We start from the raw sequence: 19,654 nt of genomic DNA, 5'->3' as shown, positions 1-19,654 counted from the left end.
GCATACAATGCTTAAAAAATTTTTACTTGAAAAGGAAGCCTTTAAACTTCAGGCAGAGGCGGGGACATGGCAAGAAGCCATTAAACTGGGAACCGACATTCTTTTACAACATGATTGTATTAAGCCGGAGTATTACGATGCGGTGATACAGGTTGCGAAAGAACACGGTCCGTATTATGTAATTGCACCGGGAATAGCGATGCCACATGCGCGTCCTGAAACCGGAGCAAAGACTATCGGTTTTGCGCTTGTTACATTAAAAGAGCCGGTTAAATTTAATCACGAAGAAAATGACCCGGTAGATATTGTTCTTTGTATCTGTGCACCGGATGCAAAGGCCTTAACTGAAGAAGGCATTATGGAAGTTATGAACTTATTCGATGGCGATGAAAACATTCAAGCCCTTCGAGAGGCAAAAACAAAAAGCGATTTGGAAAATTTATTGAACAGTATTGAAGAGCTGTAGGAAGCCGAAGAGGTTAAAGAACGCAAAGACTTTTTTACTTGCCTAAGGTTTACTGCTAAAACTGCCTGATCTGAATGTAAGGAAACGGACTGCAGAATCCTTTTGCTTAGCGCAAATATTGAGGGGTGCTCTTGCCTTTTACGGAAAATTTTTAATTGAGGTTTGTATCTTGCTGTCGGTAAAATCTTTGTTTTGCAATAGAAGCGCTGATAAACAGCTTATCGGAATCTGATTTGTAACAGCATTGAAAAAGCATATAATCCATTTCTTTGCAAAGCATGACCGTAAGCGTTGATGCTGCTTCAAAACTTTTTAAGGGAGAAACTATGAAAACGAAAACACTATTAATTACATTGATGGTTTGTACGGTACTATCGCTTATGGTATATACCGGCTGTAGTAAACAAGATACTCAGCAAAATTCTGAAACAGCGATTACGCTTGTGCTCGGTATCTGGGATAAAAATCAAGAACCCGTTATGAAAAAACTTGCAGAAGCATATCATGCACGCCACTCAGATGTTACGGTAACCGTGCAACTTACGCCGTATAGGGGGCGCGAGTACTGGACAAAATTGGAAGCAAGTGCGGTAGGCGGAACTGCTCCCGATGTGTTTTGGATGAATGGATTGAATATCGAAAAATATGTTGAGGCAGGACTGGTTGCCGATTTAACCGAGCTCATGCGTGCCCAAGGCATTACCGGAGAAAATTTCCCTCAATCTCTTATTGATTTTTACACATTTGACGGAAAGTCGTACGGTGTTCCAAAAGATTTTGATACTAATGCTCTTTGGTTTAATAAAAAACTTTTTGACGAAGCGCAAGTACCCTATCCGACTGATAATTGGACATGGGAGGATATGAAGGCAGCAGCGATAAAACTTACCGATAAAACAAAACAAATATACGGTATTGCCGCTCCTCTGGATTTTCAAACCTGTTATTACAATACCGTATTCGGAGCAGGAGGGTATATCCTGAACAAAGACAAAACAAAAAGCGGTTATGATGATCCTAAAACAATAGAGGGAATTCAAATATGGGTGGATTTAATAAACAAAGGTGCTTCGCCGAGTTTTGCCGATCTGACTGACACTGGTCCTGATGCTCTTTTTGAGTCGGGCAGAATTGCAATGTTATGGGCAGGATCTTATATGACGCCCGAATATATGCAAAATGAGGTTATAAAAGATATCATTGATCTTGTGGAAGCGCCTGCCTATAAAAAGAAGGCAAATGTTATAAACGGTCTTGCCTATACAGTGTATGAAAAATCAAAGCATAAAGAAGCTGCAATAGACTTTGCCCTCTGGCTCGGCAGTTCTGAGGCAATGAAAATTCAGGGTGAAAGCGGTACGGTTATTTCCGCACGGAAAGATGCGCAGCATTATTTTTCTGAGTCTCAGCCTTCAATTAATTTAAAAGCCTATACAAACCAGGCGGATTTGGCAACGCTTTTACCCGCATGTTATGTTTCGTCCCAATTATTCACTGCCGAAGACAAGTGGCTTAAGCAGGCATACGCAGGACAAATATCGGTAGAAGAAGCATGTAAAAATTTGGCAAAAGAAGCAGACAAAATTTTAGCGCAATAAGCTCAAGGCATCTTGAAAACTCAGGCGGGTTTTCAAGATGCTCCAGTTTTCCGCTCGGTTTTATTGATGAGCGGACAATAGACTCGCCTTATCTCAGGCATACCGTATGACTACCTCAAGAGGCGCCTCTGTTGCCCGCTCTCTCAAAAAGGGGGCTGCATATAATGCATAGGAAAAAGATACAACAATCACTGTGGGGGTATTTTTTTATTGGTCCGGTTTTTATCGGATTACTTATTTTCTATATCTACCCGTTTATACAAAATTTTCTCAATAGTTTTTATGACATTAATAATTTTAACCGCGCAAAATTTACCGGAATTAAAAACTATACCACAATCATTGCAGATCCGGAATTTTGGTCTACTGCGTATAATACCTTTATCTATGCCATTATCTCTGTTCCCATCGGAATGGCAGTTTCAACATTCCTCGCAGCACTGCTTAATAGTTCTATCAGAGGAAAATCACTGTACAGAACACTCTATTTTTTACCCGCAGTAACAATGCCTGCTGCAATTGCGATGGTGTGGAAATGGATATTCAATGGTCAATACGGCTTATTGAATCAAATCTTAGCTGTTGCGGGAATGAGTCCAAGGAACTGGCTTTCCGAGCCGTCTACTGCGCTATACATGATTATTATTGTTGCGATATGGAGCAGTGCAGGCTACAACATGGTTATTTTGCTTGCGGGAATGCAAGGAATTTCACGCAGTTATTACGAAGCAGCACGGATTGATGGGGCAGGAGTGTTTACGCAGTTTTTTCATATCACCCTACCTCTTTTGACACCCTCTCTTTTTTTCGTAATGCTTACCTCAATGATAAGCGGGTTTCAAGTATTCGATACTATATACATGATGGTGGGAAAAGCGAGTATAGCCTATGAATCAACCCAATCTCTGGTAATGATGTTTTACCGCTATGCCTTTGATTATGGAAAAAAAGGTTATGCTTCCGCTCTTTCGGTGTTTATTTTTCTGATTATTATGTGTATTACTATTGTGCAATTAAAATTGCAAAAAAAGTGGGTCAATTATGATTAAACAGCATGCGGTAAAAAAAACAGTTATACATTTGCTATTACTCCTCGGCATCGGTGCGGTCATCACGCCCTTTCTTTGGATGATTTTTACTTCTTTTAAAACAAGTGGAGAAGCCATGCGCATACCGCCGGTATTATTTCCAAGCCGCCTGCAATTTAAAAGCTATAAAACAACAATAGCGGCTTTGCCTTTTGCCCGTATTTATCTCAATAGTATTATTTCTACCGTTGTTACCGTTTGTGCGCAAATACTTTTTTGTTCAATGGCTGCCTATGCTTTTGCGCGGCTGCATTTTTTCGGGAAAAATATACTTTTTATTATAATGCTTGCCATTTTAATGGTTCCGGGGCAAATTTTTTTGGTACCGCAATATATGATCATTTTAAAAATAGGAATGCTAGATACCATCCCCGCACTTTTTTTGCCGAACCTTTTTAGCGCCTTTGGTACTTTTCTATTGCGCCAATTCTTTTTAGCCTTGCCGCGTGAACTGGAAGAAGCAGCAATTATTGATGCCTGTTCACCATTACGAATATATGCCTCTATTATGGTGCCCCTCATTATGCCGGGCGTCGTGGTACTGATTATTTTTACCGCAAAATTTGCATGGAATGATTTTATGTGGCCGCTCATTGTCAACACCAAACCTGAAAAAATGATTTTAGGCCCTGCGTTGGCAACATTACAAGGCCGTTATATGAATGATTTACCCGGGCAAATGGCAGGCGCTGTCATGGCGGTGTTTCCGATAATCATCCTCTTTTTTATTTTTCAAAAGCATTTTATTGAAGGAATTGCACACAGCGGGGTAAAACTATAAATTACCATACTGCTGCCCAAAATAATTTCATACGAATCATACACAATTTTATAAAAAAGAGCCCGACACGGCGCAACGGTGAGCAAACTTACCACAGGGCGAACCCTTGGGGTTTCTACCTATGGTTCGCCAACGAGTTTAAAAGCTTCAATTTTACAAAACAGTGTTGATGCTTTTAAACATCGTTTGAATTTGAGCAAGGGCGAGCAATTTACCATAGGAATGTTTAAATCCGCAGTTCCTTATTGTTGATACTCCAATTTTTATAACAGGAAGTTAATTACAAAACGCTACACGAGGTTCTGAATTCCTTAATCAGTACTAAATATAAATGATGACTTTAAAATCGGCAGCTGTAATTTTGGCAAGCATACCAAAGCTACAATCAGAATGGGGACGGATGTTTGTGCGTGAAGGTTTTTCCCGAACGTTAAACCTTCATTCGTTACCTCTTGAAAACCGAGCATAGAAGCAATGCGATGTGTGTTCGATTGTTTGTCATTGGCTCACTTCTGATTGGTTTATTTGCGAATTGACGGTTTTTTGTTTTATGCAGACAAGTTTGATTGCGAGGTAGGAGACGGATTCGGGGAGGAGATCTTTGATGGGGCGCAGGTATTTGCTGCCTGTTTTTTCCGCTGCTTGTAAAATCAGGGTTTCTTCTTCCGGTGTTGTGAATGCGTAAATGTCGACGGCAAGGCCCTGCTCATAGCAATCGCAGATATGCTTTTCGATTGTTTGCGGGCTTAATGCGCGCTCTTCCGCTATTTGTTCAATACTCAAGCCTTGACTGTATAAGGAGTAGCTTTGCATAACCGTTTCGGATATTGCTCCTTTTTCCTTCTTTTTTGGCGGCTTTTTTATTTTTTGATTGAGCAGAATAGGCTTTTCATCAGGGTATGCGTTTCTGTATGCGGTAATAATGGTTTTCAGCTCTGCGCCGTATTTTTCGTTTTTAAACTCTCCAATGCCTTCAACCTGCAAAAGCTCTTCGGTTGTTACCGGCAGTAAGGCGGTAAGCGAGTGCAAGCTTGCGTCAGAAAGAATAATAAAAGGCGGAACGTTTTCTTTTTCAGCCCGCAGTTTGCGCCATGTTTGCAGCTCTGCAAGAAGTTCGGGGCGCAGTTGTTTGTGTTCTTGGCGTATCGCCTTGTGCTCCTTTATAAATACCTTTTCGCCCTTTAAGACTGCCCATGATTTCCGGTTAAGCTGCAAAATCGGGCGAGGGTAGCCGCTGCTGACCAAGCATTCCTGCGCAATAAGCTCGTCAATCAGGCGGACTACCGTTCTTTTTGTCTCTCCTTTCATAATCCCGTAGGTAGAAAGCGAATCAAAACCGAAATCTTTGACGCGTTTGGTGTTTGCGCCGATCAGCACATCCGCAATAAGCCCCGAGCCGAAACGCTCGTTCGTCCTTTTTACACAAGAAAGAATCTTTTGCGCTTCTATGCTGATATCTTTTTCGATAAACGCAGCCTTGCAGTTTGAGCACGCGCCGCAATCTTCAGCAAGTTCTTCATTAAAATAAGCAAGAAGTTTTTTGCGTAGACAGTGATTTGTTTTTGCGTAGGCAAGCATTGACTCCAATTTATCATACTCTTCCTGTCTGCCGCCCGAATTTTCTATTAAAAAGGTATTGATAAACTTATCCTGCGCGGAAAAAAGCAAGGTTGCCTTTGCGCTTTCTCCGTCTCTGCCGCAGCGCCCCGCCTCCTGATAATAATTTTCTATTGAGCGAGGAAGATTATAGTGAATAACTTCCCGCACATTTGATTTATCAATTCCCATGCCGAATGCCAATGTTGCCACCATAATCGGCTTTTTATCATACATAAAAAGTTCTTGGTTTTGCGCTCTTTCTTTTTCGCTCAATCCCGCATGGTATATGCTGACCGGATAGTTGTTTTTCTTTAAAAAGCTATACACTTCTTCGCAAATCTTCCGTGTGGCGCAGTAAATAATTGCGGAGGTATTTTTATTAAGGTTTGAAATAAGATATTCGTGTTTGTCCGCATTATGCACCACCGAAAAGAAAATGTTTTTCCGATTAAAGCTGGTAACCACCGTAAAAGGATTTTGCAAATTGAGCTGTTTGATGATATCTTCCTGCACGGGCTTTGTTGCGGTTGCGGTGAAAGCACTTACAATCGGACGCTTTTTAAGCGTTTGCACCATTGCGGCAATATTTCGGTAACTCGGTCTGAAATCATGCCCCCATTGACTGATGCAGTGCGCCTCATCAACCACCAGCATGGAAACAGAGATTTCCGAGATAAGCTGTAAAAAGAAACTGTTTTCGATACGTTCGGGGGCAATGTAGATAAGCTTAAAAGTCCCCGCACGGACACCTGAAAGAATGGCGCAATATTCGGTGTATTCAAGACTGCTGTTAATATAGGCAGCGGAAACACCGTTCTCGGTTAATGCATCAACCTGATCCTTCATCAACGAAATCAGCGGGGAGACAACAAGCGTTACGCCACTCATCATAATTGCGGGTATTTGATAGCAAAGCGACTTCCCCGCACCGGTGGGCATTACCGCAAGCGTATCATTGCCTGCAAGAATCGCATTGATAATATCTTCCTGTCTGCTTCTAAACTCTGTATGCCCGAAAATCCTTTTCAGCAAATCCTGTGCACCTGCGTTTTGCACCGAAACTCCTTCATGTATTTCATATATTATAGTAGAAAATAATATCATAAATGGCTTAATTTTGAAAGGATTTGTATGAAAAACACCGGGACTTACCATGAACAAAGGGCTGCCGCCTTGAACCCCCGCTTATGCTTCGCATTAAGGGCTTGGGCAGCCCTTAACCTGCCTATGCTTCGCATTAAGGGGAATGCTACCTCTTAGACCCCGGCTTTTGAGTGCTGCACCGGTAGGTTGTTTTTCCTTTAAGAGAAATCTTTTTTGCTTTAAGACAAATTATTTTTGCTTTAAGACAAATTATTTTAGATAGTATCGAAATCTTTTTAGATAGTACCTAAATCTTTTTAGATAGTACCTAAATCTTTTTAGATAGTACCTAAATCTTTTTAGATAGTACCTAAATCTTTTTAGATAGTACCTAAATCTTTTTAGATAGTACCTAAATCTTTTTAGATAGTACCTAAATCTTTTTAGATAGTACCTAAATCTTTTTAGATAGTACCTAAATCTTTTTAGATAGTACCTAAATCTTTTTAGATAGTACCTAAATCTTTTTTGCTTAAAGACAAATTATTTTCTGCGGCAAGGAAAATTCGGGTAATTTCCATACTTGTATAAGGAGGGTTTTGCATTTTAAGGGGCGGTTGCCCTTTAACTCCTGCACCGGAGGGTGGTTTTTATTGTGCAAACTATTTTCACTGATGACTTTCACACATAAAGATGCAAAAATAATCGACATAGGCAGAGGAGGGCGGAAGTTTTTGGGGTAATAGGGCATTGCGTTAGACGAACGGAGGACGGCGAAGCATTTTTTCAAAAAGAGTGTGTGAAACTTTTTCTGTAAATTGCCTTCCATGGTAATTTAGATATAGTAGAGAGCTTGATTTTTTAAGGCTCTCCAGCTAACAACAATATAATATACGGTTATTTACATGTCAAGGACTCCTTTCGAAAAGGAGTCCTTGCGTGCTATCGCATAACTAGTATAACGTTTTCTAATTAAGTTCATATTTGAGAGCGTCGGTTATAACCGCTTCAGAAACATCGAGATCATCAAGATTGTATTTCCAATGGAATACGACTGGCTCTTCATTAATCTCGTCAAAGTATTTATACAGTCGATTAACTAACTCTGTTTTTGATTTTACTCTCATGCCCCGCAACAGTTGTCTTGTTAGTTTGCTGAAAAATCCTTCAATCATATTTAACCAAGAACCATGTTTTGGCGTAAACACAAACTCAAATCTTCCCGGTACCGTTGAAAGATATCGAATGGTTTCTTTGGAGGTATGTACTTTTAAGTTATCCAAAATGATTCTAATTTTATCTTCTTGCGGGTATCGTTCATCAAGTATTTTAAGAAATTGCACATAATCTTTACTGGTGTGACTGTCGCTTACAAGAGGAATGGCATCCCCCGTCTGTAAATCAATGCCTGCTAAAAGTGAGAGCGTGCCAAGCCGTTTGTATTCATAATCACGGCGAATGCATTGATGGGTTTCATCAGCAGGTAAATCATCGCTTGTCGTCGCGATAGCTTGTATGCCGGGCTTCTCATCATACGAAACAACATGGATATTCTTCCCTTCTTCTGTCTGTAATGGCTTATTTTCCTCAAAATAAAGTTCAAGTTGCTTATAAACGAGTAAAACATTGTGCATTTTTCTATCACAGTCAGGGTCTCTGTTTTCACAGTAATATTCTATTTTGTAAGGTTTAATGTCTGCTTCAGTTAGTATTTTAAATACCGTTGTTTTATGGATAGTAGCGAGCCGTAGGTATCCTGCACTTTCAGCGGTGGTGTTAATATGCTTTGTTAACAGTGCGTAAGTCCATGTTTCTGCAGCATACCCAAAAGTAGTCGGTTTTTGACAAGCGAGATTTATAATCCACGATTTCTCTTCATCGGTAATTTCCGGATTGTTTCCGCGTCCGGGTGCATCGGTGAGAGCATGCTCTACGCCGCCCTGCTTATATTTCTTAAGGCAGAGCGCAACGCTTCTATACGTATAGCCTACCTTGTCGGCTGTTTCCTTAATGGACAGCCCCTTGCTTTTAAGCAAAAGTATTCGTGCACGCGTAAGCGTTTGTGCTTGGATTGTTCGTAAACGAACAAGTGATTCAAGGTACGTGAGCTCTTCAGGATTTAGTTCAAGTTTACTCGGCGGTTTGGGCATGCAATACTCCTTAGTGATAAAAAGCTGTTGAGATAGTATCACAAACCAAAGAAAAATACAATATACTTTTCAGAAAAACGCTATACTAGCTAAATAGGCATTCTACCGGCATACATTATCGAAAATTCGCCATACACTTTACCCCATTCTCTCAATGGCTGAGTCCATTTTTTCGTGGCCTGTAGAGTGGCTAAATACAATGCCTTGAGCAAAGCCATATCACTTGGGAATACCGCTCTCTGGCGATTTAGTTTCTTGTATGTACTATTTAAGCTTTCTATTGCATTGGTTGTATATATTACCTTTCGCACATCTGCTGAAAATTTGTAGATAGGTGTAAGTACATCCCAATTTTGTTCCCAGCTTTTCATTGCATTAGGATATTTACTATCCCATATATCTCTAACTTCTTGCAATGCATCATACCCATCTTGTTCAGTCGGTGCCAGATATATCCTTTTTAAATCTCCTGCAAAGGCTTTCCTGTCCTTGTATGACACGTATTTGAGGACGTTCCTAACTTGATGTACTATGCATCTTTGATATTCTGTTTCCGGGAATGCTGCTCCGATGGCTTCTTTTATTCCACTTAGACCATCGGCACAGATTATCATAATATCTTTTACTCCACGGTTTTTTAGGCCATTCAATACGCCTAACCAATATTTGCTACTCTCGTTTTCGCCTATCTCAAGGCTGATGACGTCTTTTTTACCAGCTAAAGAATATCCTAGGATTACATAAGCGGCAAGTTTCCTTATCCGGTTATCTTCACGAACTGAAAAATGAACTGCATCTATAACTACAATTGGATATATTTCGTCCAATGGTCGCTTTTGCCAGTCATCTATCTCCTGGAGTATTTTATCCGTAACATCAGAGATAAAGCTTTCACTGCATTCAAATCCGTATATCTCTTCTATTTGCTCAGATATTTGTCTCGTTGTCAGGCCTCTAGCGTACATGCTGATTATCTTCTGGTCGATTTCTGAAATGTCCTTTTGTCTTTTCTTTACGATTTGAGGTTCAAAGGAGCTCTCTCTATCTTGCGGAACATCTATTGCAAACTCGCCGTAATGACTGCGAACTCGTTTAGATTTTGTTCCATTGCGATAGTTATTGTTGTCACTTCGCTCGTAGCTTCCATAACCGAGATGTTCGTCCATTTCAGATTCCATCATGGATTTAATAGTTCCGCCAAGAAGATCTTTTAATGCCTCTTGGATATCATCTGCAGTTTTTATATCGTATTCGTTGATTAATTCTGCAATGATATTTTTCTTCTTTTCCGTTAGCGGTTTTACTTTGTAAACCTCTTTTTTCTTAGCCATTTTAAAAGCCTCCTGTGATATTTTTTATTTTACCACAGAAGACTCATTTTTTGAAATTTACAGACTTTTATTCATAGTCTCTTCAAAAATGCGAAGCCGGATCCTTTTTGCGCGCCTAAAATAGCGCAAAAAGAGCCGCAGCGACAGCGGAGTCCGTAGTTCCGCCGGCGGTTTGTAAGTATTCAACTCCGACAAGTAAAAAATAAGTCGGATAAGAGAAAAATTTCAAACCGCAACGCCCGAAAATGTATGATTTTTTTTCTTCATGCGTATGCGTTGTTGCTAAAATCTTTACTGATTGACGCAAAAACCTCTTTTGATTACACTGATTTACTATGAAAATTTGGTTAAAATATCTTATCGGCATAATTATCGGTGTAGGTTTTTCATTTCTTGCTTCTTCGGAAAATGTTTTTTTTGCGGAATCGGCAGCTTTTATTTCAAATATAACAATTTTAGCGGGAAGATATTCTTTGTATCCTGTGTTATTCTTCGGGTTTACCGTCAGTATTTTTGAATTGCGTGAAAATAGAGGGCTTTTCAGAATTGCCATTCTTACCGTATTGATTGCAGCGGGATTTGCGTTACTTCTTTCCACAATCGGGCTTATTTCGGTTCTTGTGCGTCAGCCTGCTCGAATTCCTATTTTTGTGGAAGGTATTTCGCAAATTCAGCAAATAGGGATTAAAGAATCAATTTTGCAGCTTTTTCCCTCAAGTGCTTTTGAAGCTTTTGTTAATGGCTCTTATATTTTACCGCTTTGTATTTTGGGCGGTTTTGCCGGCGCAGGTTGTGCGGTTGATAAGGCAATTGCAAAACCTTCTTTAACTCTTTTTGATTCTCTTGCTCGAGTTTCATACGCGGTGATGGTTTTTTTTGTAGATATTCTTTCTATCGGATTTATTGCCGTGTCTGCACATTGGGTGATTGAGTTTCGTGCGATGCTGTCAAGCAAGATTTTTATTGATTTTATTATTTTGCTTTTTGTTAATTTTATCATCATTGTCGGGGTTATTTATCCGATTATTATTAAACTTGTTTGCCGCGATATAAATCCTTACCGCGTTATTTACGCCGCTATGGCACCATGTTTTGCAGCTTTTATTTCCGGAGATGCAAATATGACGTTGTCTGTTCTTTTACGCCATTCAAATGAGAGTCTTGGAGTGCGGCGGAGAATATCTTCAGTTACGCTTCCAATGTTTTCGGTTTTCGGCAGAGCGGGAACCGCAATGGTTATTACGGTAAGTTTTATTGTTATTTTGAAATCCTATTCCAGTTTAGGTGTCGGCTTTCGGAATATGTTTTGGCTCATCGGCGTTGCGTCTTTATTTTCTTTTTGTTTAGGGCGCTTTTCGTCAGGCGGTGCTTTTATCGCCCTTACCGCTATTTGTATGTTGTACGGCGGCGGTTTTGAATCAGGGTATTTGATTTTGCGCCCGGCAGCATTTTATTTAGGCTCAATAGCTTGCGCCCTTGATGCGTTGACCGCTTTAACCGGAACTTATATCATCGGATATCTCTCTCAAATGACAATGAACAAAGATTTGCGGTTTTTTATTTAGGGGTTGAATTATTTTATTTAAAATTTAAGTATTTCTGTTCTGATATGATAAGAAGGGTTTTATAACAACCCTTCTTTTTGTATGCGTTCTTTGGTAAAATACTCAACAATAAAAAAAGGAAAAGCACTTAATATTGCAACACAATTATAGGGCTGCACAAATTTCCGTAACTGGTTATTGTAAATAATTTGTTGTGAAAATTTCTTTGCCGTATCAATATTGGGGAGAACGTTTAAATCATTTACCAAACAGTTTGCTTTTTTAAGATGAGCTTTAAAAATATTTATCCATAGAACTTTTGTATATTGGCTGAAATGTAATAAATCTTTGTGATGATTCCTTTCCGTAACGATTTTTTTGTAATTTGTAATATTATTCATTTCAATATTACACAAACCCCTTAGTTTTTACGTAATAGATCGATTCCAAGGGTATCAAGGATACGTTGAGTTCTCTTTTGTATAGCTGACAGCTTGAAGCCCTGATTATCGCCGCTGTCAACAAGGTAGATATTCTTTGTAAGCTTCAAAACATCCGATGCCGAATACTGTTCATCAAGTTTTGTGTTCCGCAGTGCGTTTAACAATCCATAGTAGTACAAAAGACTGATGTGATTAACAAATGCCCAACCGCGAAAGTACTCATCCGTATGTGCATGTGATGCCGACTGAGATACACTGTTTTTCAGGTAGTCAAAACATTGCTCAATATCCCAGCGTTCTTTATAATTCATGTAGATATCCCGCGCGGATACATCAAGATTACTGCAAAAAGAAAAATAGCCCATTCTGATTTTCTTTAAAACATCTTTCGGCTCATGCGTGCGCTCACCATAAAACTTTTCAACTTTCTCTACATACTGACCGACCAATTCTGCCTTACGAGAATCGTCTCGATAGGTGTAGATAAAATTTCCTTTCGTACCGCTTGGTTTTTTACGAAACCAGATAGGCCGTTTGTTATATGTGAATACACCATCCCATTTGCTATCATCAGTATTCTCATAAAAAGCAGGCTCAACATTGACGGTATCTTTTCTAAGCGGCAAGATGAACTGAAGACCTGCATTCATAAGGGCCGCCAAATTTTCTTTGGAATAAAAGCCCTTATCCGCAATAATAACGCAATCTTTACAGCCGGCAGCATGTACTGTTTCCATGAAAGCGACTTTATCCACAATTGAACCCTGTAACACGCGGTAAAATACCGGTTTATGTGAATTTTTCTCAAAGACATACAGGATTCTCGCCTGTGTGCCGCGGCTGTGCTGAGGATTGTATCCTTTTGCCGCAAGGGAATCGGCAGAACGGGTGAAGATTGATGTGCCATCAAATAAAAGCGCGTTTGCGGGCATTACCTGATCCCTCATAAAGGCATCCGCTTGCTCCTGCAGCGAACCAAGGAGCGTAATGAACTTTCGTACGGAAGCTTCGGAAACAGCAATATCAGTGCATAGGGTACTCATATAGGAATCAAGGAACAGCAGTTGAATCATTTTATCTGAGCAGATACTACCCACCAAGCGCAGCAGTGCTATCGTACGGATTTCTCTGAAGATATCGGGAAAATGTTGTTTGAGTTTATCATTAAGTTCCGGTGCCAATTGCTGAAGTAACTCATACGCACCATAATTTTTTACCGTAGGTGCGACATCAGCAGTGCTGCGCATTTGCTGCATCAAACGAAGTCCGTTTGCATTTGGAATAAACCCATCTGCTTCCGTGATTTTACCAATACTTTTGCCCGTGACTTTCTGCGCTCTGCCCTTTGCGCCATCCCACTTGGATGAGACTTGATACACATAGTAATAATTACCGATAAACCGAATTTCGACCGCCCCAAACTGAGTTGGACGAAATTGTTTAATTGATTGCGGAATACTCATAAAACGCCCTTTGTATTAACGTAAGTTACGTAATAAGTATACTACTTATGAGCGGCTAAATCAATAGGTTACAAGAGAAATTTGAGCATAATTTATGGGATTTTAAGATTTATTTGCAAGTTTATCGCATTAGTTAGGGAACAACTTTAATTTAGAAGGGCTTTGGGCGTGTTTCTATTACCGTAAATTTTGTGGGGTTAGTGATATTACATTGATAGGCACAAATGTTCCACTCAGAACTGCAATCTTTTATGGCTTCTACCATTGGATAGCTTATAAAAAGCTTGCCATATTCAGTTTCATTGTTAAATTTTTCCAGCATTTCAGGAATGATTTCATCAGCATTTTCAAATGATTGTGGATCATAGTCAAAGAATAAATACACCGCAGAAACCTCAGATGACGAAAAAATATCTTTTAATTCTTCGGGATGATCTTCTCTTAGTAATTTAACAATATCTAAATATTTATCGTTTTTCAATTTGTTATATAAGCTGTATATATGCGATCCATAACACAGGTATAAGTCAAACTTATTTTTAAATATTTCTTTATTTAAGTTCTTAAATATTTGCGGTTCTGTTTTTTTTCCTTCAAATACAAATAATATTTTCTCGCTCATTATCAAAAACCTTTGCACGATACATTTTTTCAATATTATGTGCTTCTCTAAGTTCTTTGTCAGTAAGAGAAGAAAGTGGCGCAATTTTGCCGTCTTTTAAAATAAAACAACAATCGGGGCGCATTAAATCATTGTTTAAAAGCCATGTATTATGAGTAGTTAAAATAATTTGACAATCAAGTTTTTTAAGTTGCTTCACCACAAATTCTGATAATTCATAATGATAAAAAGCATCAAATTCATCTATAAATACCAGAGAGGCTTTATGTTCTTCCAGTCTTTTTAGCCAAAAATAAAAAAGAGTCAGTGATGTTGTTCCTGTTGAAGCATTGGTTAAAAAATCAATACGAGAGCCATTGAATTCAAAAAACAAGCTATCTTTTCCTCTAACAAGTCGCGAAACTAGATGACAGTCAAACCCCGCCTCGCATAAAAATTTATTAAAATCTTCTGTATGATTTTTTGCAATATACTCTATTACATCTACAGATCCAACCTCATAGCCTTGATAAATCCGATAGTCAAGAGATTTAAATTGTAACATGCTATCTGTAAATTCAAAAAATGCCTGCAATACTTCCGACTCGTCATTTATTTCTAAAACTGTATTTGATTTAATGTATTTTACAACAGATATTTTTATTTGAGACAAATCTTTGATGAGGTTTTCTGTTCCGACAAGGCTTGTTTTAAAAAACTTTTCATTGCTGTTTCTTCTGTCATATTCTAAAACAATCGCATCATGTATGATAATTCGTTCATATAATAATGTATTAATATCAGTCTTTCCATAATGGTATTCAAGAATTATTCCGTTAAAATTAAAATAATATTTAAACTCAATAAAAGCATTTTTAGCCTTCGCATTGCGATAATCACCATATATTTTCCAAACTTTTTCCATATCGGTAAGGTGGAAAATGATATCAAATAGGGCAAGTCCCAGGTTTGATTTTCCGCAGCCGTTTATGCCGTAAATAAGAGCTGTTTTTATAACTTCGCCCCGTATACATTCTTTATTAAATTCATAATTTTTTGTATTGGTAAAATCGAAAGTGAGCCAATCTTTAAAATTTTTAAAATTCTTTACAGAAAACTTTGTCAACATAGGAAACTCTCTTAATAAAAATGTTATATCATGTATTTTCATTATCGGCAAGCATCCGTAAAAAAATTACGGCAACTTTTTATAATTTATTATAGCGTTTTTGATAACTTGATCCGTTTTCGATACATTTTATACGAACCATAAAAAATTTATAAAAAAGAGTCCGGCACGGCGCAACGGTGTTATTTTGGCATCCGTATCAAAATAGCACTTATGAGTTTAGGGCGCTTTCCGTCAGGCGGTGCATTTATCGCTCTTACCGCTATTTGCATGTTGTACGGCGGCGGTTTTGAATCGGGCTATCTGATTTTGCGCCCGGCAGCCTTTTATTTAGGCTCAATAGCCTGCGCCCTTGATGCACTGACCGCTTTGACCGGAACCTATATCATCGGACATCTTTCCCAAATGACAATGGACAAAGATTTGCGGTTTTTTATTTAAGGGGGATTATTTTATTTCAAGAGTTTGCGTTTTTATGCCGATCTCTTTTATATAATGTACTTTTAGCTGCTTTTGAAAAAGGTTTAAAACTCTTGTCGGTCCTGTTCTAAAACAACATTTTTGCAATGTTGACAAAGAGAGTTTTGCATACTAAACTAATTGTAATAAAGGAGTATACATATGGCTTCTAAAATAGGCATAAAGCTTGCAGATGGAAGATTTTTCCCTATTATGGACGAAAATAGTTTAAGTTCGGAAGAGCTTGAGCTTACAACAGTTCGTGATAATCAAACAAGCGTACAAATTAACTTATTTAAAAAACAGGATGTGGCGGAGCCTGAATATATCGGATCGCTTATTGTTGAAGATATTAAGGCGAAACCTGCAGGAGATCCCACAATTGAACTTAAATTAAGCTTAGATGAAGATAAAAATCTTTCGGCTGAAGCTATAGATGTGGATTCCGGTACGAGGCAAGGGCTGAAGGTTTCTTTAGAAACACTGGATTCCAATGCTTTCGATATTCCCGACTTTGATCTTTCTCCGGTAAACGATAATATCGATTTTGGAAGCGACCCCTCTTTTGATAATCTTGCTTTTTCTGCAGCACAGGAATCGGAGCAAAAAAAAGAAAAAGAGTACAAACAAGACCATAAATATGAAGAAAAAGAAAAACGCGGACTTCCGCTTTGGCTTTTAATTATTTTAGTTCTTTTGGGCATTGCAATCCTTGTATTAGCCATTCTCTTGCTTACAAGAAGCATCGGTCGATCAAGCAAAGAGCAAGACTCTCCCGCTCCGGTAGAAAAAACAATTGATAAAAAAGATACGGAGCAAATAGAATCGGAGCGCACACAAGGGAAGACAACCGAACCGCCAAAACCTGCGGAATCAGAAATAAAGGCAACAGAGTCTGTGCAAGTTGAAAAAGAGCCTGATGTTGTTCAAATAGAGACAAAACAGGACGAAGTGCAAAAACCTGTGCAGGAAACTGTTCAAAAACCAGCAGAAGAGCCCGTTCAAAAGCTTGCTCAGGTACAAGAAACTGTTGAAAAACCGATAGCTGATAAAAAAGAAACACGCCCCGAGCCGGTAACTCCCGGAGCCGCTGTGCGACATAAGATTAAGTGGGGTGATACCTTATGGGATTTATCGGATACTTATTATAAGAATCCATGGTTGTATAAAAAAATTGCGCGGCATAATAAAATTAAAAACCCTGATCTTATTATTTCAGGAAGATATATTGAAATCCCTCCTAAATAAGCAGAATCTGCGGAATGGAAAATACCATTCCGCATTTTTGCACAAAAAATTTCTTTTTTTATGCATTGTTTTTTGCAGTAGTTTTTTTTCTTGCTCAACAGGGAGCAACATTGGAAAAGTTTTCTCCGCTCTTAAAGATCACGATTATAGTTTTTTCGAAAATCCTACAAAAAAAACTATTAAACTTGTTTCCCGAAGCGGAGCAGGGGGGCTTTACTTTGTCGGTATTCATTTAAAAAATGCAAAAAACGAAGAAGATGCTCACAAGTTTTTTGTGCAAGGAACAAAAGGGAAAGCGCCTTTTAATCTACTTTGTGAAGAAGAAGCCGCCATAACCGGAACTCCTGAGCAACGACTCCTCTTTATTGAAACAGCGCTTAAAACTCTGTCAAAACAAAAAACAGCTTCTAAAGAACTTATAGTAAAAAAAGAGCATTTGGAAGACTTGCAGGAAGAGCTTTTATTTCTTTTAAAACGCTTTGATATACTTAAAAATTCAGTCAAAAGTATCTATATCGATACCGCTTTTCAGGCAGAAAAATGTGAGTATTTCTCGGAGGTGCTTGAAGCTTTTCCGGATTTACCCGAACAGTTTACCGATCTTGTGCAAGCTCGAATACTGCTTTTTTATAAAGATTATCGCCCCGCATGGCAAGGGTTTCAAAAGCTTTTAGAGGATCCTGTTTCCGTTACTGAATACCTTACTGACCCCGTGCTTTCCGATATAGGGCGGGCGGCATTATACGGTTCACAAAATGCAATAGAGGCGGCAATGCTATTGCGCTCGATATCCGATACGGTGAAGGGTGCAAGCGATTTACCAAAAGAACAAAATCTTGAGTTTTATACGAACTTTTATGCCGCAAGACTGTATACCAAAGCGGGTAGTGAAGGGCTAAAAAAAGCACTTTCGCTTTTTCAAACAGCACAACAATATGCACCAACTCCTGCCGATTCGGATAATACCCTTTGGTATTATCTTGATACACTGAAAAAATTAAGTTTTAATGATTTTTTTACCGCTCTTACAAAAACTTGTGGTACATGGAATGATCCTAATTGGTTTGCGGATCTTACTGATTACACAATTGTAGAGTTGGTCGGCAGAAAACAATGGCAAAGGTTAAAAATTCTTGCGGAAGCACTTGAAAACACTGCACTTCCCGACCGCCAAGCGCGAATTGCATATGTTTTAGCACGTTCAGGGATGCTTTCACCGGAAGAGACAACTGTTGCGTATCAAACCGCATTTCAAAAAGATCACTATTCTTTTTATTACCGAATACTTGCCGCAAATGTTTTGCAGATCCCTTTAACCGATTCTTTATATAAGGTACGAAAACAGCGCAATACACATAGTTTTTTCTCTGCGGAGCATTCTATGGAAATTCTTCGTGGTTATGCGGTATATGAGTTACCAGATTTAATTTATCCTTCAATCGCAAAAGTATATCCCAATATCTCTGTGGCTGAGGCAACGGAGTTGTCTCATATTCAGATAAGCCAAAACCGTTGGGCTGATGCAATAAAAATCATGTCGTATGCACTTCACTCGGAAGATGCGGTTTTTGACGATGAACAGTTAAAGCTGATTTATCCTCGTCCATGGCTTGATATTGTGCAAAAATACGCAAAACAATACGGTATTGCAGAGTATGTACTGTACGCTCTTATCAGAAGTGAGAGCCTTTTTCAGCCTGCAGTTATTTCACATGCGGGAGCAATAGGTTTAACGCAGCTGATGAAACCGACCGCCGCAGATATTGCACGAAAGCTAAAAATAACCGAATATGATCTTACCGATCCCGATACCAATATTCAGTTCGGTACATTTTTTATTACGGATCTTATTCGCAGATGGGACGGGGCGATTATGCCTGCACTGTTTTCGTATAATGCCGGCTATGCACGTGTTCGTAATTGGAAAAAACTCCAAAAAGATACTCCTGACGACTTGTTTTTAGAAACCTTAGCATATGGAGAAACGCGCGGGTACGGAAGAAAGATTCTTGCCGCAGCGGTAATGTATGGATATTTATATTATAATAAAACGCCCGCAGAAATCATTGCTGAAATAGTTGGAGCACACGACTGATTTAACGCACCAAAAATTTTTCTTTATTTTTCTTGGTTTCCTCGCTTCCGTATTTTTCGATATTTGCCAAAATAAATTGATTTATTTCTTTGGCGGTTGTGGGTTCCCAATACTGACTCATTCCGATACCGAGCCCGATTTCTCCGCGCAACTCCAGGGTATCAACCTTGAAGTTTTCCGTTCCGGCAGGATGAAAGGTAATATGGCATGTATATAACCTTCCGTTCCGAGCATCAATAATATGACCGTCACGCCATACTCCTTCGGATTGTTTTTGAACACCGTAAATCAGCGGAACATCAATTTGCCTCTGAGTACTCAGATCGATATCAAGCGGGTACCCCTTATAGTTTTTTTTGCATTTTGTTAAAATTCTGTCAACCGGTTCCTTCATCGCAAGCACGCAGGTGCCGTATAAAACATTGTCTTTTACCTCAAAACGCCATAAACCGGTAACTGCTTTTTTTCTTCCGAGACTTTTCCAAAAACCTTCGGCAGGGTCGGAAAAGACGCAAGCCATACACAGCACTGCCAAACAGATAGTTATAACACGTTTCATATTAGCTCCTTACACAT

General features: G+C 39.0%; 16 protein-coding genes. 8 read left to right on the top strand and 8 right to left on the bottom strand.

The genetic code is table 11. The features are described 5' to 3' along the window. Positions 1 to 7: 7 nt before the first annotated feature. From FUT79_RS10420 to FUT79_RS10405, 4 genes are all read left to right on the top strand, one after another. Positions 8 to 466 (top strand): PTS sugar transporter subunit IIA, encoded by a 459-nt coding sequence (locus FUT79_RS10420; protein WP_002699220.1) that lies wholly within the window; start codon positions 8 to 10, stop codon positions 464 to 466. A 326-nt stretch (positions 467 to 792) separates the two neighbouring features. Beyond that, on the top strand, positions 793 to 2,064 hold the full coding sequence (locus FUT79_RS10415; protein ID WP_024751984.1) for an ABC transporter substrate-binding protein: 1,272 nt from the start codon (positions 793 to 795) through the stop codon (positions 2,062 to 2,064). 164 nt (positions 2,065 to 2,228) lie between these two features. Then, positions 2,229 to 3,113 carry a carbohydrate ABC transporter permease gene (locus FUT79_RS10410; protein ID WP_148889649.1) on the top strand — a complete coding sequence of 295 codons (885 nt, stop codon included), beginning with the start codon at positions 2,229 to 2,231 and terminating at the stop codon, positions 3,111 to 3,113. Next, the gene (locus FUT79_RS10405) at positions 3,106 to 3,933 is read left to right on the top strand and encodes a carbohydrate ABC transporter permease (protein ID WP_002699212.1); all 828 of its coding nucleotides are present in this window, start codon (positions 3,106 to 3,108) and stop codon (positions 3,931 to 3,933) included. Before FUT79_RS10410 ends, FUT79_RS10405 begins: the two co-directional genes overlap by 8 nt. Before the next feature lie 498 nt (positions 3,934 to 4,431). On the opposite strand, the gene recQ is transcribed toward FUT79_RS10405, so the two are convergent. The 3 genes from recQ to FUT79_RS10390 all read right to left on the bottom strand — a co-directional run bounded on the left by recQ (position 4,432) and on the right by FUT79_RS10390 (position 10,096). Then, a complete protein-coding gene (gene recQ / locus FUT79_RS10400) occupies positions 4,432 to 6,636 on the bottom strand; it encodes a DNA helicase RecQ (RefSeq protein ID WP_044634289.1) in 2,205 nt (734 codons plus the stop codon). 947 nt (positions 6,637 to 7,583) lie between these two features. Next, positions 7,584 to 8,765, bottom strand: coding sequence for an IS630 family transposase (locus tag FUT79_RS10395; RefSeq protein WP_148889645.1), 1,182 nt, complete (start codon positions 8,763 to 8,765; stop codon positions 7,584 to 7,586). A gap of 89 nt (positions 8,766 to 8,854) precedes the next feature. Next, positions 8,855 to 10,096 carry an IS256 family transposase gene (locus FUT79_RS10390; protein WP_024751981.1) on the bottom strand — a complete coding sequence of 414 codons (1,242 nt, stop codon included), beginning with the start codon at positions 10,094 to 10,096 and terminating at the stop codon, positions 8,855 to 8,857. 335 nt (positions 10,097 to 10,431) lie between these two features. Here FUT79_RS10390 and FUT79_RS10385 point away from each other — a divergent pair, with 335 nt between their 5' ends. After that, entirely contained in the window at positions 10,432 to 11,661 is a 1,230-nt protein-coding gene (locus FUT79_RS10385) for a dicarboxylate/amino acid:cation symporter (RefSeq protein WP_024751979.1), read from the top strand. A 59-nt stretch (positions 11,662 to 11,720) separates the two neighbouring features. Here the strand turns inward: FUT79_RS10385 and FUT79_RS10380 are convergent, their stop codons facing one another. From FUT79_RS10380 to FUT79_RS10365, 4 genes are all read right to left on the bottom strand, one after another. Continuing rightward, on the bottom strand, positions 11,721 to 12,041 hold the full coding sequence (locus FUT79_RS10380) for a hypothetical protein (RefSeq protein ID WP_024751978.1): 321 nt from the start codon (positions 12,039 to 12,041) through the stop codon (positions 11,721 to 11,723). Positions 12,042 to 12,061: 20 nt separating this feature from the next. Further along, positions 12,062 to 13,546 carry a transposase gene (locus tag FUT79_RS10375; protein WP_148879630.1) on the bottom strand — a complete coding sequence of 495 codons (1,485 nt, stop codon included), beginning with the start codon at positions 13,544 to 13,546 and terminating at the stop codon, positions 12,062 to 12,064. A 151-nt stretch (positions 13,547 to 13,697) separates the two neighbouring features. Next, positions 13,698 to 14,168, bottom strand: a complete 471-nt coding sequence (locus tag FUT79_RS10370) for an RloB domain-containing protein (protein ID WP_024751976.1) — start codon at positions 14,166 to 14,168, stop codon at positions 13,698 to 13,700. Beyond that, on the bottom strand, positions 14,140 to 15,276 hold the full coding sequence (locus tag FUT79_RS10365; RefSeq protein WP_024751975.1) for an AAA family ATPase: 1,137 nt from the start codon (positions 15,274 to 15,276) through the stop codon (positions 14,140 to 14,142). The genes FUT79_RS10370 and FUT79_RS10365 overlap by 29 nt, the downstream gene beginning before the upstream one ends. A 213-nt stretch (positions 15,277 to 15,489) precedes the next feature. On the opposite strand from FUT79_RS10365, the gene FUT79_RS10360 reads away from it, so the two are divergent. The 3 genes from FUT79_RS10360 to FUT79_RS10350 all read left to right on the top strand — a co-directional run bounded on the left by FUT79_RS10360 (position 15,490) and on the right by FUT79_RS10350 (position 19,078). Next, the gene (locus FUT79_RS10360) at positions 15,490 to 15,717 is read left to right on the top strand and encodes a hypothetical protein (RefSeq protein WP_024751974.1); all 228 of its coding nucleotides are present in this window, start codon (positions 15,490 to 15,492) and stop codon (positions 15,715 to 15,717) included. Positions 15,718 to 15,897: 180 nt separating this feature from the next. Beyond that, complete coding sequence (locus tag FUT79_RS10355; protein WP_002701217.1) at positions 15,898 to 16,983, top strand: Hsp70 family protein; 1,086 nt, start codon at positions 15,898 to 15,900, stop codon at positions 16,981 to 16,983. After that, the gene (locus FUT79_RS10350; RefSeq protein ID WP_024751973.1) at positions 16,964 to 19,078 is read left to right on the top strand and encodes a flagellar assembly lytic transglycosylase; all 2,115 of its coding nucleotides are present in this window, start codon (positions 16,964 to 16,966) and stop codon (positions 19,076 to 19,078) included. Before FUT79_RS10355 ends, FUT79_RS10350 begins: the two co-directional genes overlap by 20 nt. Before the next feature lies 1 nt (position 19,079). Here the strand turns inward: FUT79_RS10350 and FUT79_RS10345 are convergent, their stop codons facing one another. After that, positions 19,080 to 19,637: a DUF2147 domain-containing protein gene (locus FUT79_RS10345; protein WP_024751972.1), complete on the bottom strand. Its 558-nt coding sequence runs from the start codon at positions 19,635 to 19,637 to the stop codon at positions 19,080 to 19,082. Between the last annotated feature and the right edge of the window lie 17 nt (positions 19,638 to 19,654).

This window comes from Treponema phagedenis (assembly GCF_008153345.1).
In the GTDB taxonomy this organism is placed as follows: Bacteria; Spirochaetota; Spirochaetia; order Treponematales; family Treponemataceae; genus Treponema; species Treponema phagedenis.
Note: the sequence above shows the minus strand (reverse complement) of the source record. Positions and strands in the feature narration are given on the sequence as shown.

Excerpts from the sequence above, each read along its gene's own strand:
- FUT79_RS10390 (WP_024751981.1), bottom strand. The coding sequence starts at position 10,096 with ATGGCTAAGAAAAAAGAGGTTTACAAAGTAAAACCGCTAACGGAAAAG.
- FUT79_RS10420 (WP_002699220.1), top strand. The coding sequence starts at position 8 with ATGCTTAAAAAATTTTTACTTGAAAAGGAAGCCTTTAAACTTCAGGCA.
- FUT79_RS10395 (WP_148889645.1), bottom strand. The coding sequence starts at position 8,765 with ATGCCCAAACCGCCGAGTAAACTTGAACTAAATCCTGAAGAGCTCACG.
- FUT79_RS10405 (WP_002699212.1), top strand. The coding sequence starts at position 3,106 with ATGATTAAACAGCATGCGGTAAAAAAAACAGTTATACATTTGCTATTA.
- recQ (WP_044634289.1), bottom strand. The coding sequence starts at position 6,636 with ATGATATTATTTTCTACTATAATATATGAAATACATGAAGGAGTTTCG.
- FUT79_RS10415 (WP_024751984.1), top strand. The coding sequence starts at position 793 with ATGAAAACGAAAACACTATTAATTACATTGATGGTTTGTACGGTACTA.
- FUT79_RS10360 (WP_024751974.1), top strand. The coding sequence starts at position 15,490 with ATGAGTTTAGGGCGCTTTCCGTCAGGCGGTGCATTTATCGCTCTTACC.
- FUT79_RS10355 (WP_002701217.1), top strand. The coding sequence starts at position 15,898 with ATGGCTTCTAAAATAGGCATAAAGCTTGCAGATGGAAGATTTTTCCCT.
- FUT79_RS10375 (WP_148879630.1), bottom strand. The coding sequence starts at position 13,546 with ATGAGTATTCCGCAATCAATTAAACAATTTCGTCCAACTCAGTTTGGG.
- FUT79_RS10345 (WP_024751972.1), bottom strand. The coding sequence starts at position 19,637 with ATGAAACGTGTTATAACTATCTGTTTGGCAGTGCTGTGTATGGCTTGC.
- FUT79_RS10365 (WP_024751975.1), bottom strand. The coding sequence starts at position 15,276 with ATGTTGACAAAGTTTTCTGTAAAGAATTTTAAAAATTTTAAAGATTGG.
- FUT79_RS10370 (WP_024751976.1), bottom strand. The coding sequence starts at position 14,168 with ATGAGCGAGAAAATATTATTTGTATTTGAAGGAAAAAAAACAGAACCG.
- FUT79_RS10410 (WP_148889649.1), top strand. The coding sequence starts at position 2,229 with ATGCATAGGAAAAAGATACAACAATCACTGTGGGGGTATTTTTTTATT.
- FUT79_RS10380 (WP_024751978.1), bottom strand. The coding sequence starts at position 12,041 with ATGAATAATATTACAAATTACAAAAAAATCGTTACGGAAAGGAATCAT.
- FUT79_RS10385 (WP_024751979.1), top strand. The coding sequence starts at position 10,432 with ATGAAAATTTGGTTAAAATATCTTATCGGCATAATTATCGGTGTAGGT.